The sequence below is a fragment of the Pseudomonas sp. GL-RE-26 genome, from assembly GCF_019956275.1.
Classification (GTDB): Bacteria; Pseudomonadota; Gammaproteobacteria; order Pseudomonadales; family Pseudomonadaceae; genus Aquipseudomonas; species Aquipseudomonas grandcourensis.
The window spans coordinates 53,807-67,113 of sequence record NZ_JAHBDI010000016.1 but is presented as its reverse complement, the minus strand read 5'-3'; the positions used below and the strand labels follow the sequence as shown (position 1 = coordinate 67,113).

General features: G+C 60.3%; 15 protein-coding genes. 5 read left to right on the top strand and 10 right to left on the bottom strand.

The genetic code is table 11. From position 1 onward, the window contains the following. Positions 1-42: 42 nt before the first annotated feature. Genes secB through KGB07_RS13020 form a run of 3 tightly spaced genes read right to left on the bottom strand, consistent with a single transcriptional unit; the run spans position 43 to position 1,254 of the window. Positions 43-528 carry a protein-export chaperone SecB gene (secB, locus tag KGB07_RS13030; protein WP_046040878.1) on the bottom strand — a complete coding sequence of 162 codons (486 nt, stop codon included), beginning with the start codon at positions 526-528 and terminating at the stop codon, positions 43-45. 56 nt (positions 529-584) lie between these two features. Next, positions 585-839, bottom strand: a complete 255-nt coding sequence (gene grxC, locus KGB07_RS13025) for a glutaredoxin 3 (protein WP_008047737.1) — start codon at positions 837-839, stop codon at positions 585-587. 1 nt (position 840) lies between these two features. Next, on the bottom strand, positions 841-1,254 hold the full coding sequence (locus KGB07_RS13020; RefSeq protein WP_046040877.1) for a rhodanese-like domain-containing protein: 414 nt from the start codon (positions 1,252-1,254) through the stop codon (positions 841-843). A 152-nt stretch (positions 1,255-1,406) separates the two neighbouring features. Between KGB07_RS13020 and gpmI the strand changes: the two genes are divergently transcribed. The 4 genes from gpmI to KGB07_RS13000 all read left to right on the top strand — a co-directional run bounded on the left by gpmI (position 1,407) and on the right by KGB07_RS13000 (position 6,612). Then, the gene (gene gpmI / locus KGB07_RS13015) at positions 1,407-2,936 is read left to right on the top strand and encodes a 2,3-bisphosphoglycerate-independent phosphoglycerate mutase (protein ID WP_046040876.1); all 1,530 of its coding nucleotides are present in this window, start codon (positions 1,407-1,409) and stop codon (positions 2,934-2,936) included. Positions 2,937-3,187: 251 nt separating this feature from the next. Then, positions 3,188-4,483, top strand: coding sequence for a murein hydrolase activator EnvC family protein (locus tag KGB07_RS13010; protein ID WP_046040875.1), 1,296 nt, complete (start codon positions 3,188-3,190; stop codon positions 4,481-4,483). A gap of 31 nt (positions 4,484-4,514) precedes the next feature. After that, entirely contained in the window at positions 4,515-5,834 is a 1,320-nt protein-coding gene (locus tag KGB07_RS13005; RefSeq protein ID WP_046040873.1) for a S41 family peptidase, read from the top strand. Position 5,835: 1 nt separating this feature from the next. Further along, positions 5,836-6,612 (top strand): divergent polysaccharide deacetylase family protein, encoded by a 777-nt coding sequence (locus KGB07_RS13000; protein ID WP_046040871.1) that lies wholly within the window; start codon positions 5,836-5,838, stop codon positions 6,610-6,612. 146 nt (positions 6,613-6,758) lie between these two features. Here the strand turns inward: KGB07_RS13000 and KGB07_RS12995 are convergent, their stop codons facing one another. The 7 genes from KGB07_RS12995 to KGB07_RS12965 form a co-directional block, all read right to left on the bottom strand. After that, positions 6,759-7,514 carry a substrate-binding periplasmic protein gene (locus KGB07_RS12995; RefSeq protein WP_046040870.1) on the bottom strand — a complete coding sequence of 252 codons (756 nt, stop codon included), beginning with the start codon at positions 7,512-7,514 and terminating at the stop codon, positions 6,759-6,761. A gap of 78 nt (positions 7,515-7,592) precedes the next feature. Then, positions 7,593-8,363, bottom strand: coding sequence for an imidazole glycerol phosphate synthase subunit HisF (hisF, locus tag KGB07_RS12990; RefSeq protein ID WP_007972752.1), 771 nt, complete (start codon positions 8,361-8,363; stop codon positions 7,593-7,595). A gap of 91 nt (positions 8,364-8,454) precedes the next feature. Then, positions 8,455-9,204, bottom strand: a complete 750-nt coding sequence (hisA, locus tag KGB07_RS12985) for a 1-(5-phosphoribosyl)-5-[(5-phosphoribosylamino)methylideneamino]imidazole-4-carboxamide isomerase (RefSeq protein WP_046040868.1) — start codon at positions 9,202-9,204, stop codon at positions 8,455-8,457. 42 nt (positions 9,205-9,246) lie between these two features. Next, entirely contained in the window at positions 9,247-9,504 is a 258-nt protein-coding gene (locus KGB07_RS12980) for a DUF2164 domain-containing protein (protein ID WP_007989200.1), read from the bottom strand. After that, a complete protein-coding gene (gene hisH / locus KGB07_RS12975; RefSeq protein WP_008047713.1) occupies positions 9,505-10,143 on the bottom strand; it encodes an imidazole glycerol phosphate synthase subunit HisH in 639 nt (212 codons plus the stop codon). Next, entirely contained in the window at positions 10,143-10,736 is a 594-nt protein-coding gene (gene hisB, locus KGB07_RS12970; protein WP_003218037.1) for an imidazoleglycerol-phosphate dehydratase HisB, read from the bottom strand. Before hisB ends, hisH begins: the two co-directional genes overlap by 1 nt. 262 nt (positions 10,737-10,998) lie before the next feature. Beyond that, positions 10,999-12,663 (bottom strand): OFA family MFS transporter, encoded by a 1,665-nt coding sequence (locus KGB07_RS12965; protein WP_223465561.1) that lies wholly within the window; start codon positions 12,661-12,663, stop codon positions 10,999-11,001. Between the two features lie 230 nt (positions 12,664-12,893). On the opposite strand from KGB07_RS12965, the gene panM reads away from it, so the two are divergent. Next, positions 12,894-13,298 (top strand): aspartate 1-decarboxylase autocleavage activator PanM, encoded by a 405-nt coding sequence (panM, locus tag KGB07_RS12960; protein ID WP_046040864.1) that lies wholly within the window; start codon positions 12,894-12,896, stop codon positions 13,296-13,298. Positions 13,299-13,307 lie beyond the last annotated feature (9 nt).

Here is a 13,307-nt window from a genome sequence, read left to right as displayed (position 1 = left end):
AGCCCGCTCCCACATTGGACTTGCTTCGACGCTCAGGAATGCTTACTGAACGGTCGGAGTCTCGCCAGCAGCCTGCATGCGTTGCAGCTCTTGCGCGTACAGCGCATCGAAGTTCACCGGAGCCAGCATCAGTGCCGGGAACGAACCGCGGGTCACCAGGCTGTCCAGGGTTTCGCGAGCGTACGGGAACAGGATGTTCGGACAGAACGCACCCAGGGTGTGGCTCATCGAAGCGTCGTCCAGATTCTTGATCAGGAAGATCCCGGCCTGTTGCACTTCAGCGATGAATGCCACTTCGTCACCGTTTTTCACGGTAACCGACAGGGTCAACACGACTTCGTGGAAGTCAGATTCCAGCGTCTTCTGACGGGTGTTCAGATCCAGACCGACGCTCGGCTCCCACTGCTGGCGGAAGATCGCCGGGCTTTTCGGAGCTTCGAAGGACAGGTCACGCACATAAATGCGCTGCAAGGAGAATTGCGGTGCAGTTTCTTCTTCGTTCGCAGCAGTGTTCTGTTGGTCAGTCATCGCAGATCCTTCTTGATCCAGGGTTCTTTTAGGTTTGCTTGTTTTGGGTATTGCCGTCAGGCCCTGAGCAGCGCGTCGAGCTTGCCGGCGCGCTCCAGGGCGAACAGATCATCACAACCGCCCACGTGGGTGCTGCCGATCCAGATTTGCGGCACAGACGTACGCCCGGCCTTCTGGGCCATCGCAGCGCGCACCTGCGGCTTGCCATCGACCTTGATCTCTTCGAAGGCCACGCCTTTGTTCTCGAGCAGGTACTTGGCTCGCGAGCAGTAAGGGCAGTAATCGCTGGAATAGACGACGACGCTACTCATATCACTTCACCAGCGGCAGATTGTCGGCTTTCCAGCTGGAGATACCGCCGGACAGCTTGGCGGCGGTGAAGCCGGATTTCATCAATTCGCGAGCGTGGGTGCCGGCGGTCTGGCCCATGGCGTCAACCAGGATGATGGTCTTGGCCTTGTGCTTTTCCAGTTCGCCAACGCGGGCGGTCAGTTTGTCCTGGGGAATGTTCAGCGCGCCGACAATGTGACCGGCGGCGAAATCCTTGGTTGGACGAATGTCGATCACCACGCCTGCGTCCTTGTTGACCAGCCCGGTCAGTTCGCCGGTGCTCAGGCTGCGGCCGCCGCCCTGCATTTGATAGGCCAACAGCAGGGCCGCCAGTACGACGAAGATACCGACGAGAATGTAGTGGTTAGTGGCAAATTCAATCAGGTGAGCAACCATCGAAGGAGGTTCCAGGGCGTTAAAATGTCGGCCAGTATACACAGCCACTATGGTGGGCCAAACCCCGTCCGGCGGTGACGTGGCCGGAACTTCGCTTTAAACTGCGACTCCCTTTTCCATTGCCCCTTTTTACTTAAGCCAGAGCGGATTCCATGACTACCACGCCTAAACCTTTGGTCCTGATGATTCTCGACGGCTTCGGTCACAGCGACAATCCCGAATCCAACGCCATTTTTGCGGCGAAGAAGCCTGTACTGGATCGTCTGTGGTCCACCGTGCCGAACGGCCTGATCTCGGGCAGCGGCATGGACGTCGGCCTGCCGGACGGCCAGATGGGCAACTCCGAAGTCGGCCACATGAACCTGGGCGCCGGCCGCGTGGTATATCAGGACTTCACTCGCGTCACCAAATCGATCCGTGACGGCGAGTTCTTCGAGAACCCGACCATCTGCGCTGCCGTGGACAAAGCCGTCGCTGCCGGCAAAGCCGTGCACTTCATGGGCCTGCTGTCCGATGGGGGCGTGCATAGCCACCAGGATCACCTGGTCGCCATGGCCGAACTGGCCTTCAAGCGCGGCGCTCAAAACATCTACCTGCACGCCTTCCTCGACGGCCGTGACACTCCGCCGAAAAGCGCTCAGTCGTCGATCGAACTGCTCGACGCGACCTTCCAGGCCCTGGGCAAAGGCCGGATCGCCAGCATCATCGGCCGCTACTACGCCATGGACCGCGACAATCGCTGGGACCGCGTGTCCCAGGCCTACAACCTGATTGTCGATGGCCAGGGCGAATTCAACGCCGCCACCGCTCAGGAAGGCCTGCAAGCGGCCTACGAGCGCGGCGAGAGCGACGAATTCGTCAAAGCCACCTCCATTGGTGAGCCGGTAAAAGTCGAAGACGGTGATGCCGTGGTGTTCATGAACTTCCGCGCCGACCGTGCCCGCGAGCTGACCCGCGTGTTCGTCGAAGACAACTTCAGTGAGTTCGAGCGTGCCCGCCAGCCGAAACTGGCCGGTTTCGTCATGCTGACCCAATACGCCGCCAGCATCCCTGCACCGTCGGCTTTCGCTGCCGGCAGCCTGGAAAACGTGCTGGGCGACTACCTGGCGAAAAACGGCAAGACCCAGCTGCGCATCGCCGAAACCGAAAAATATGCCCACGTGACCTTCTTCTTCTCCGGCGGCCGCGAAGAACCGTTCCCGGGCGAAGAGCGCATCCTGATTCCGTCGCCGAAAGTCGCTACCTATGACTTGCAGCCGGAAATGAGCGCACCGGAAGTCACCGACCGCATCGTCGACGCCATCGAAAACCAGCGTTACGACGTGATCGTCGTCAACTACGCCAACGGCGACATGGTTGGCCACAGCGGCGTGTTCGAGGCGGCGGTCAAGGCCGTTGAATGCCTGGACCTGTGCGTGGGTCGCATCGTCGATGCCCTGGAAAAAGTCGGTGGCGAAGCCTTGATCACCGCTGACCATGGCAACGTCGAGCAAATGTCCGATGAAACCACCGGCCAGGCGCACACTGCGCACACCACCGAGCCGGTACCGTTCATCTATGTCGGCAAGCGCGATCTGAAGGTCCGCGAGGGCGGCGTACTGGCGGACGTGGCGCCGACCATGCTGAAGTTGCTGGGCCTTGAGCAACCGGCGGAAATGACCGGGACTTCGATTCTGGTCTGACTGGATCTCCAAAACGCCACAAAACCTGTGGGAGCGAGCTTGCTCGCGATAGCAATCTGACAGCCAACATCTATGTTGAATGATCGGACGCCATCGCGAGCAAGCCCGCTCCCACAGTGGTTTATGGAGTTTTCGAAATGGAATTCAGTCTGTCGCTTGCTCCAGTCATCACACAGTCAGAAATGGGCATTTTTTTTGCCGCCCATGGCGGGCATACTAGGCCGTCCCTTTCCCTGGTGCCGCCCGCCCCTATGCTCCGCGTCCTGATAGCCCTAGCTCTGACTTGCCTGCTCCAACCGGCCTTTGCTGACGAGCGCGCAGATACCCAACAACAGTTGGACGCCACGCGTCAGGACATTGCCGAGCTGAAAAAGCTGCTGGGCAAGCTGCAGGAAGAAAAGTCCGGTGTGCAGAAAGAGCTCAAGGGCACCGAAACCGAAATGGGCAAGCTCGAGAAGCAGGTCGACGCCCTGCAAAAAGAGCTGAAGAAAAGCGAAGCCGAGCTGCAGCGACTCGATGCGGAGAAAAAAAAACTCCAGAGCGCGCGCATTGAACAGCAACGACTGATCGCCATTCAGGCTCGGGCGGCCTACCAGAACGGTCGCCAGGAATACCTCAAGCTGCTGCTCAACCAGCAGAATCCGGAAAGATTCGCCCGTACCCTCACCTATTACGACTACCTGAGCCAGGCTCGCCTGGAGCAGTTGAAGAATTTCAACGAAACCCTGCGCCAACTGTCCAATGTCGAGAAAGACATCGCCATGCAGCAGGCGCAATTGCTGGTGCAGCAAAGCAGCCTCGACACTCAGCGTGACGAGCTTGAGAAAGTCCGCAAGGAGCGCCAGCAAGTCCTGGCCAAGCTCAATGACGACGTAAAGGCTCGCGATCAGAAACTGGCGACGCGCGAGCAGGATCAGGCAGACCTGTCTAAAGTCCTTAAAACCATTGAAGAAACCCTGGCCCGCCAGGCTCGTGAGGCAGAAGAAGCGCGGCAAAAAGCGCTGATTGCCCAGCAGGAAGCCGAAAAAAAGCGTTTACGTGAGGCCCAGGCGCAGGCAGATGCCAGCGACGACGCCCCACGCAAACCGGTCAGGTCGACACCTGGCGCACTGGTTTCCAGTTCCGGCGAGACCTTTGGCGGCCCGTTTGCGTCAACCCGCGGCAAACTTCCCTGGCCTGTCGACGGTCGACTGCTGGCGCGCTACGGTGAAAGCCGTGGCGACGATGCCCGGACCAAGTGGGATGGCGTGATGATCGGCGCGTCTGCCGGCAGCACCGTGCATGCGGTGCATGGTGGTCGCGTAGTGTTTGCCGACTGGCTGCGAGGCGCCGGGTTGCTGGTGATCCTCGACCACGGCAACGGTTTTTTGAGTCTTTATGGTCACAACCAGACGCTGCTCAAGTCTGCGGGTGATGTTGTTAAAGCCGGTGAGTCCATCTCCACTGTCGGCAACAGTGGCGGGCAGGACACCCCAGCGCTGTATTTTGCTATTCGTCAGCAGGGTCACCCGAGTGATCCGGCACAATGGTGCCGCGCGCAAGGATAAGCGCGTTACCTAATTCAGGAGTTTGTTAGACATGCTGCATTTGTCCCGCCTTACCTCGCTGGCCCTGACGATCGCCCTGGTGATCGGCGCGCCTCTGGCGTTTGCCGCTCAACCAGCGCCGGCGGTTGCGCCTGCGGGCACTGCTGCGACCACCAAGGCGCCACTGCCGCTGGATGAGTTGCGCACCTTTGCCGAGGTGATGGACCGGATCAAGGCCGCTTATGTCGAACCGGTGGACGACAAGACCCTGCTGGAAAACGCCATCAAGGGCATGCTCAGCAACCTCGATCCGCATTCCGCCTACCTGGGCCCTGAAGATTTCGCCGAGTTGCAGGAAAGCACCAGCGGTGAATTCGGCGGCCTGGGCATTGAAGTCGGTGCCGAAGACGGCTTCATCAAGGTGGTGTCGCCCATTGACGATACTCCAGCCTCCAAGGCCGGCATTCAGGCCGGCGACTTCATCGTCAAGATCAACGGCCAGCCGACCCGCGGCCAGAGCATGACCGAAGCCGTAGACAAGATGCGCGGCAAGATCGGCCAGAAAATCACCCTGACCCTGGTGCGCGACGGCGGCACGCCGTTCGACGTGACCCTGGCCCGCGCCGTCATCCAGGTGAAGAGCGTGAAGAGCCAGCTACTGGAATCGGGCTACGGCTACATCCGCATCACCCAGTTCCAGGTCAAGACCGGCGAAGAAGTCTCCAAGGCCCTGGCCAAGCTGCGCAAGGACAACGGCAAGAAGCTCAAGGGCATCATTCTCGACCTGCGCAACAACCCGGGCGGCGTGCTGCAGGCGGCGGTGGAAGTGGTCGACCACTTCATCACCAAGGGCCTGATCGTTTACACCAAGGGCCGCATCGCCAACTCCGAGCTGCGGTTCTCTGCCACCGGCAAGGACGAAAGCGAAGCCGTGCCAATGGTCGTGTTGATCAACGGCGGCAGCGCCTCGGCTTCGGAAATTGTCGCCGGCGCCCTGCAGGACCAGAAACGTGCCGTGCTGATGGGCACCACCAGTTTCGGCAAGGGCTCGGTGCAAACCGTGCTGCCGCTGAACAATGAGCGCGCATTGAAGATCACCACGGCGTTGTATTACACGCCGAACGGCCGCTCCATCCAGGCCCAGGGCATCGTGCCGGACATCGAAGTACGCAAGGCCAAGATCACCAGCGAGCAGGACAGCGATTACTTCAAGGAAGCTGACTTGCAGGGTCACCTGGGCAATGGCAACGGCGGCGCCGATAAACCGACCAGCTCCAGCGGCAAAGCCAAGCCGATGCCGCAGGACGATGATTACCAATTGGCCCAGGCCCTGAGCCTGCTCAAAGGGTTGAGCATCACGTCCGGCCGTTGAGATGTTTCTGCGGTTGCTGATTGGTCTGTTGTGTTGTCTGGCGGGTGTTGCTCACGCAGAACCCGCCGGACCAACGCCCCACAAAGCCTACCTGAGTCTGATCATCGATGACCTGGGGCAGAACCTGCCCCGGGATCGCCGCGTGCTCGCCCTGCCCGGCCCGGTGACCACGGCAATCATGCCCGACACGCCCCACGCCACCGAATTCGCTCGCGAAGCCCATCGCGCCGGCAAGATCGTCATCCTGCACATGCCTATGGACCCGGCCACCGGACCGTTCGCCTGGCACCCCGAGTTGCCCATCGAAGAGCTGGAAAAGCGCCTGGACGCCGCGTTCAAAATGGTCCCGTACACCAGCGGCATCAACAACCACATGGGCAGCCGCATGACCGCACAGCCAGCCGCCATGGCGTGGTTGATGGCGGATTTGCAGCGCCGGCATAAATTCTTCGTCGACAGCCGCACCAGCGCCCAGACCGTGGCCGCAGCCGAAGCGCAGAAAATCGGTTTGGCGAGCGTTTCGCGGGATGTGTTTCTCGACGATGAGCGCGCTGAAGCGGCGATCCTGACCCAACTGCAGACCGCGATCAGCCTCGCGCACAAGCAGGGTTCGGCGGTGATGATCGGGCATCCGTATCCGCAGACATTGGCGGTGCTGGAGCGTGAGTTGCCCAAGCTGAAGGCTCAGGGAATCGAGTGGATTGATATCCGGCAGATGATCAGTGTGCGCGGTAACCGGGCGACGGCGGCGCATGGGAAGGATGGGGTGTACCGCTAGCAACTACACCACAGAACCCCTGTGGGAGCGAGCTTGCTCGCGATAGCGCCATCAAATTCAACATCTCTATCGACAGGCAGACCGTCATCGCGAGCAAGCTCGCTCCCACAGTGGTCCGAGCATGGCTAAAGGGTCGGTGTTGAATCCTAGAGATACTGCGCCATGATCTCGTCCACCCGACCTTCCTTGCGCATCTGGTCCAGCGCCGCCTGGAGCTTGGCCACCGTCTCGTCCGGCACGTCCTTGTTCAGTGCCAGGTACAGTTCGGCACTGTTGAAACGCAGTACGGTTTTCAACCCGCTGACCCCTTCCTGGCGCGCCAGATAACGCCCGGCCGGGTCACCGGTGGCCCACAGGTCGATCTGCCCGTTGACCAGCTTCCTGGCGTTGTCCTGATCTCGCAGCACAACGATCGGGTTGAGGCCCTGCTTGGCCAGCGTCTCGGCAATGGCGTCGCCCTTGTAGGCGCCGATCTTGTATTTGCGCGCGTCATTCAAGGTTTCGAGGGTGATCTTGCTGTCAGCCTTGGCCAGCATGATCCAGTCGTCCGGGCCAATCGGGCCGACCCATTTGAATAGCTTCTCGCGATCCGGCAACCGCGCCATGACGAATACGCCGTAACCGGGTTTTTCCAGGGTGAGTTTGTAGATTCGCTCCCAAGGGAAACGCAGCGTCAGGCTGTAGGTAATGTCGGCGCGCTTGAACATCTCGCGGACGATATCGGTGGCGATGCCATTGATGTTCTCGTCCTGAGCGAAGTTCTTGCCGTTCTTCGCCATGTTGTACGGCGGGAAGTTCTCCGTCAGCAACACCAGGTCGGTATCGGGGCTGTCTTTAGCGTTTGCTCCGCTGATCAACAAAAGAGAAGCGCTGACAAGGACGAGAAGAAAGCGTTTAAGCATGTCTGGCTACCGAAATCCATGGCGTACCCAAGAGTGCCTTGGGTACGCCATGGTGTCCACTGGCCTGTATCGGTTTGTTTAACGCATCACGATTCCGCGATGGGCCATATAGGCCTTGGCTTCCTGCACGGTGTATTCGCCGAAGTGGAAAATACTCGCCGCCAGCACCGCGCTGGCGTGGCCTTCGATAATGCCGTCGGCCAGGTGTTGCAGGTTGCCGACACCGCCGGAAGCGATCACCGGGATGCCCAGCGCATCGCTGATGGCGCGGGTGACGCCCAGGTCGAAACCGTTTTTCATGCCGTCCTGGTCCATGCTGGTCAGCAGGATTTCGCCGGCGCCCAGGCCTTCCATTTTCTTCGCCCACTCAACGGCGTCGAGGCCGGTTGGCTTGCGACCGCCATGGGTAAAGATTTCCCAGCGCGGGGTTTCACCCGGCCCGGAAACCTTCTTCGCGTCGATGGCCACCACGATGCATTGCGAACCGAAATGCTGCGCGGCTTCCCCGACGAACTCAGGGTTGAATACCGCGGCGGTGTTGATCGAGACCTTGTCCGCACCGGCATTGAGCAGGTTGCGGATGTCCTGCACGGTGCGCACGCCACCGCCCACGGTCAGAGGGATGAACACCTGGCTGGCCATGCGCTCGACGGTGTGCAGCGTGGTGTCGCGGCCATCGACGCTGGCGGTGATGTCGAGAAAGGTAATCTCGTCGGCACCCTGCTCGTCGTAGCGACGGGCGATTTCCACCGGGTCACCGGCGTCGCGGATGTTTTCGAATTTCACACCCTTGACCACCCGGCCGTTGTCCACGTCCAGGCAAGGGATGATGCGTTTGGCCAGAGCCATACTTAATCTCCGATTAAGAGTTGCAAGCTTCAAGCTATAAGCTGCAAGTAAGAGCGGATCGCGGTCGCGCTTTTAACTTGCAGCTTGCAGCTTACAGCTTGGAGCTGGCCGCGTAGCCATCACAAAAAGCTTGAGCCTCAGCAACATCCAGAGTGCCCTCATAAATCGCGCGGCCTGTGATCGCACCGATGATGCCTGGCGCCTTGGCGTCGAGCAGGGTCTTGATGTCACCCAGGTTGTGGATGCCGCCGGAAGCGATCACCGGGATCTTTGTTGCAGCAGCCAGTGCCGCGGTGAACGGTACGTTGCAGCCCTGCATCATGCCGTCTTTGGCGATGTCGGTATAAACGATCGCGGAAACGCCGTCAGCTTCGAACTGCTTGGCCAGGTCGATCACCTGGATGGTGCTGATTTCAGCCCAACCGTCGGTGGCAACGAAACCGTCCTTGGCGTCCAGGCCGACAATCACCTTGCCCGGGAACGCGCGGCAGGCTTCTGCAACGAAGGCCGGATCTTTCACGGCCTTGGTGCCGATGATCACGTAGCTAACGCCCGCTTTCACGTAGTGCTCGATGGTTTCAAGGGAGCGGATACCGCCGCCGATCTGGATCGGCAGGTTCGGATAGCGCTTGGCGATGGCGGTGACCACTTCACCGTTGACTGGCTGGCCTTCGAAGGCGCCGTTCAGGTCGACCAGATGCAGACGACGGCAACCGCCCTCCACCCACTTGGCAGCCATGCTCACCGGGTCATCGGAGAACACCGTGGAATCTTCCATGCGGCCCTGGCGCAGACGAACACAGGCACCGTCTTTAAGATCGATAGCGGGAATAATCAGCATCTGGCAAACCTTCAAATTTGAATGTTCAGCTTGGCTCGGAAATCAGTTTTTCTCGAGCGCCCACAAGTCGCTTTCGATGCTTTCGAACCTCTCCTTGAGGTGCGCCTGCACATCGAAAATCGCCCTGTTGTAATAGTGCGGAGCAATTTCACGGGTAAACAGCTCAAGAATCTCCGCCGCCTCGAACGAGCCGAGGTCGAGTTCGAAGCGGTCTTCCATGAAACGCTTGATCTTGCGATTGGCCTCGCTCTCCTGCTCGGGAGTGAGGGTCAGGATCGGGGGCTTCTTCTTGACTGCCATTTACCAGCGACCGTCCCACGCAGCGAAGTTCTGCAGCAACTGCAGGCCATGGGTATGGCTTTTCTCCGGGTGGAACTGCACGGCGAAACGCGAGCCTTCGGCCAGCGCCGCGGCGAAATCGACACCGTAGTGACCGCCACCCACCACTTGCCGCGCGTTGGCGGCAGCGATGTAGTAGCTGTGCACGAAGTAGAACCGCGCCATGTCCGGAATGTCGTGCCACAGCGGGTGACTGACCTTCTGCTTCACTTCGTTCCAGCCCATGTGCGGGACTTTCAGGTGTTCGCCGTCTTCGACCAGATCCTTGCCGAAGAACTTCACCGCACCCGGGAACAGGCCAATGCAGTCGACGCCATCGTTCTCTTCGCTGGTATCGAGCAAGGCTTGCATGCCCACGCAGATGCCAAGGAACGGACGGTCCTGGCTGACTTCACGCACCAGCGAATCGAAACCGAGGCGACGGATCTCCGCCATGCAATCGCGAATCGCGCCAACGCCGGGGAAAACCACCCGGTCGGCTTCGCGAATCACGTTGGCATCGCTGGTGATCAGCACCTTGCCGGCACCCACGTGCTCGAGGGCCTTGGCCACCGAGTGCAGGTTGCCCATGCCGTAATCGATAACCGCGACTGTCTGCATTACAGGACGCCCTTGGTCGAAGGCATTTGCCCGGCCATGCGGTCATCGAGCTCGACGGCCATGCGCAGGGCACGGCCGAAAGCCTTGAACACGGTTTCGATCTGGTGGTGGGTGTTGGTGCCACGCAGGTTGTCGATGTGCAGGCTGACCAGCGCATGGTTGACGAAGCCCTGGAAGAATTCCTGGAACAGGTCAACGTCGAAGCCGCCGACAGTGGCGCGGGTGTACGGCACGTGCATCTGCAGGCCTGGACGGCCGGAGAAGTCGATCACCACGCGCGACAGCGCTTCATCGAGCGGCACGTAGGCGTGGCCGTAGCGACGGATGCCTTTTTTGTCGCCGATGGCTTTGGCAAACGCCTGGCCGAGGGTGATACCGACGTCTTCCACCGTGTGGTGGTCATCGATATGCAGGTCGCCCTTGCTGACAATATCCAGGTCGATCAGCCCGTGACGGGCGATCTGGTCCAGCATGTGCTCAAGAAAAGGAACACCGATATCGAATCGGGCCTTTCCGGTGCCATCGAGGTTGATCGAGGCTTTGATCTGGGTTTCCAGAGTGTCGCGCTCGACAGACGCCTTACGTTCGGCCATCACCAGCTCCGCAAAATCATTGGGCGAAAAAGGCAGCCATTATAGGCTTGCGGGCGCCAAACAGAAACACGAGAGGTGATATCCCTGACGGAGTGAATCCGGGGGTACCGACGATAGACATGTCCATACAAGCTATTTGGCACACCACAAAATAACTGTAGGAGCGAGCCTGCTCGCGATGGGGCCCTCACATTCAACATCATTGTCGACTGTCAGACCGCTATCGCGAGCAGGCTCGCTCCTACAAGGGTGATGCGTTTACTTAGTGAAACAGCACCGCCGTCTTCTGCAGGGTCACCCACACACCCCACGCCAGCGGAATGCCCACCACCAGCCACGCCGCAATCGCCAGCGGCTTGGTGCCCGGCGCGGCTTTCCACTCCAGCACGGTGCTGCTGTCAGCGCCTTTGTCATGGCCCAGGGCCTGTTCGGCGGCCAGTTCGGCGTCGGTCATGAAGTACTTGTCCGCCACCGGACGCACCAGCAGGTTGCACAGGAAACCCAGCACCAGCAGGCCGGCGAGGATGTACAGGGTGATGTCGTAAGCCGCCGCACGCTCGACGCCGATGCTCAGCTGATACTCACGCAGGTAATTCACCAGCACCGGACCGAGCACACCGGCAGCCGCCCACGCGGTCAGCAGACGACCGTGAATCGCACCGACCATTTGCGTGCCGAACAGATCCGCCAGATACGCCGGAACGGTCGCGAAACCACCGCCATACATCGACAGGATGATGCAGAACGCCGCCACGAACAGCGCGATGCTGCCCAGGTGACCAAGGTTCGGAATCAGTCCGTACAGGGCAAAGCCAAGGGCGAAGAACACGAAGTAAGTGTTTTTACGGCCCAGGTAATCCGAGAACGAAGCCCAGAAGAAGCGCCCGCCGATATTGAACAGGCTCAGCAAACCGGTGAAACCGGCAGCGATGGCGGCAATCGAAGCCAGTTGCGAGGCGTCCAGTTGACCGAAGGTCAGGTCATTCCCCAGCAACTTGCCCGCGAACACTTCCTGCAACAGCGGCGACGCCATGCCGAGGATGCCGATACCGGCCGATACGTTCAGGCACAGCACCAGCCACACCAGACGGAACTGCGGCGTCTTCCAGGCCACATTCACGTGCACATGACGATGAGTGATCATCGCGTTCGAGGCTTTTTTCGCCGGGGCCGCCCAGCCTTCTGGCTTCCAGCCGGTTGGCGGAACACGGTAGGACAGCGCGCCACCGATCATGAACACGAAGTAGATCGCGGCCATCACCAGGAAGCTCTGCCACACGCCGACACTGGTTGGCGAGGCGAAATGCCCCATCAGCGCCGCCGCCAGCGGAGCGCCGACCATTGCGCCGCCGCCGAAGCCCATGATCGCCATGCCGGTCGCCATGCCGCGCTTGTCCGGGAACCACTTGATCAGGGTCGACACCGGCGAAATGTAGCCAAGGCCCAGGCCGATACCGCCGATGACCCCGGAGCCGATCCACATCAGCCAGATCTGGTGGGTATACACCCCCAGCGCCGAAATCAGCAGGCCGCCACACCAGCACAGTGCCGATACGACACCAGCCTTGCGCGGTCCGGCATGTTCCAGCCAGCCACCCCAGATGGCGGCCGAGCAACCCAGGAAGATGAAGAACAGGGTGTAGATCCAGCCGAGCATCGAGATCGGCCAGTCACACTGGGACGAAAAGACTTGTGCGATAAAACTCATGTCCGGTGCGCAGGCCATCGGAGTGGAGATACCCAGCGCCTTGGACAGCGGCAGCCAGAACACCGAAAAACCGTAGGCCATGCCGATGCACAAGTGGATGGCCAACGCGGCCGGTGGCACCAGCCAGCGGTTGAAACCGGGCTTGGCGATGATCCGCTCCTTGGACAGGAACGCAGGCTGGTCGGCGCTGAAGCCACCCGCCGTGATGCTCGTGGTCATTGTGTATCCCCCAATTATCAGTATGGTTCGCCAGCCACTGTCCGCTCCCGGCCTTAATGCACGCAGGCATGACCGTTTTTTGGTGGAGCACCTTGTTGTGCGACAACAGGTCGCAGAAGGACGGACGAACGGGCAAAGGTTACCATTTGCAAGTGACAGAAAAACCAAACTGACATCACCTTTTGTACGTCATCTGATCTCTATCGCTTCATGACCTCACAGGAATCACCATGCCGATCATTGTCGAGCCGCTGAACCAAGTCACTGCCCAGGATCGGCAGGATCTGCAGAAGATCTACAGCGACGCCCCGGACTGGCTGTTCGCCCCTTTTTCCGGGGCCGAGCAGTTGATCGAAGACTGTTTGCGCGACGGCACGCTGATCGCCGGGCGCTTCAATGATCGCCTGCTGGGCGCGGCCCGCCTGCAAAGGCACCAAGACGCCTGGCACTTGTCCCAAATATGTGTGCGAAAAATTACCCGTCGCCGTGGTGTTGCCGAGCGACTGGTCGCCGAAGCCCGGAAAATGGCCGCGCAATCGGGCATGCCCCTGCGCCTGCTGGCGCCTGCCGGGCATCTGGAGGCTCAGGCGCTGGCCGCCAAGCTGAAACTGCCTCTGGACGTATTGCCGGCGTGATCACTGACC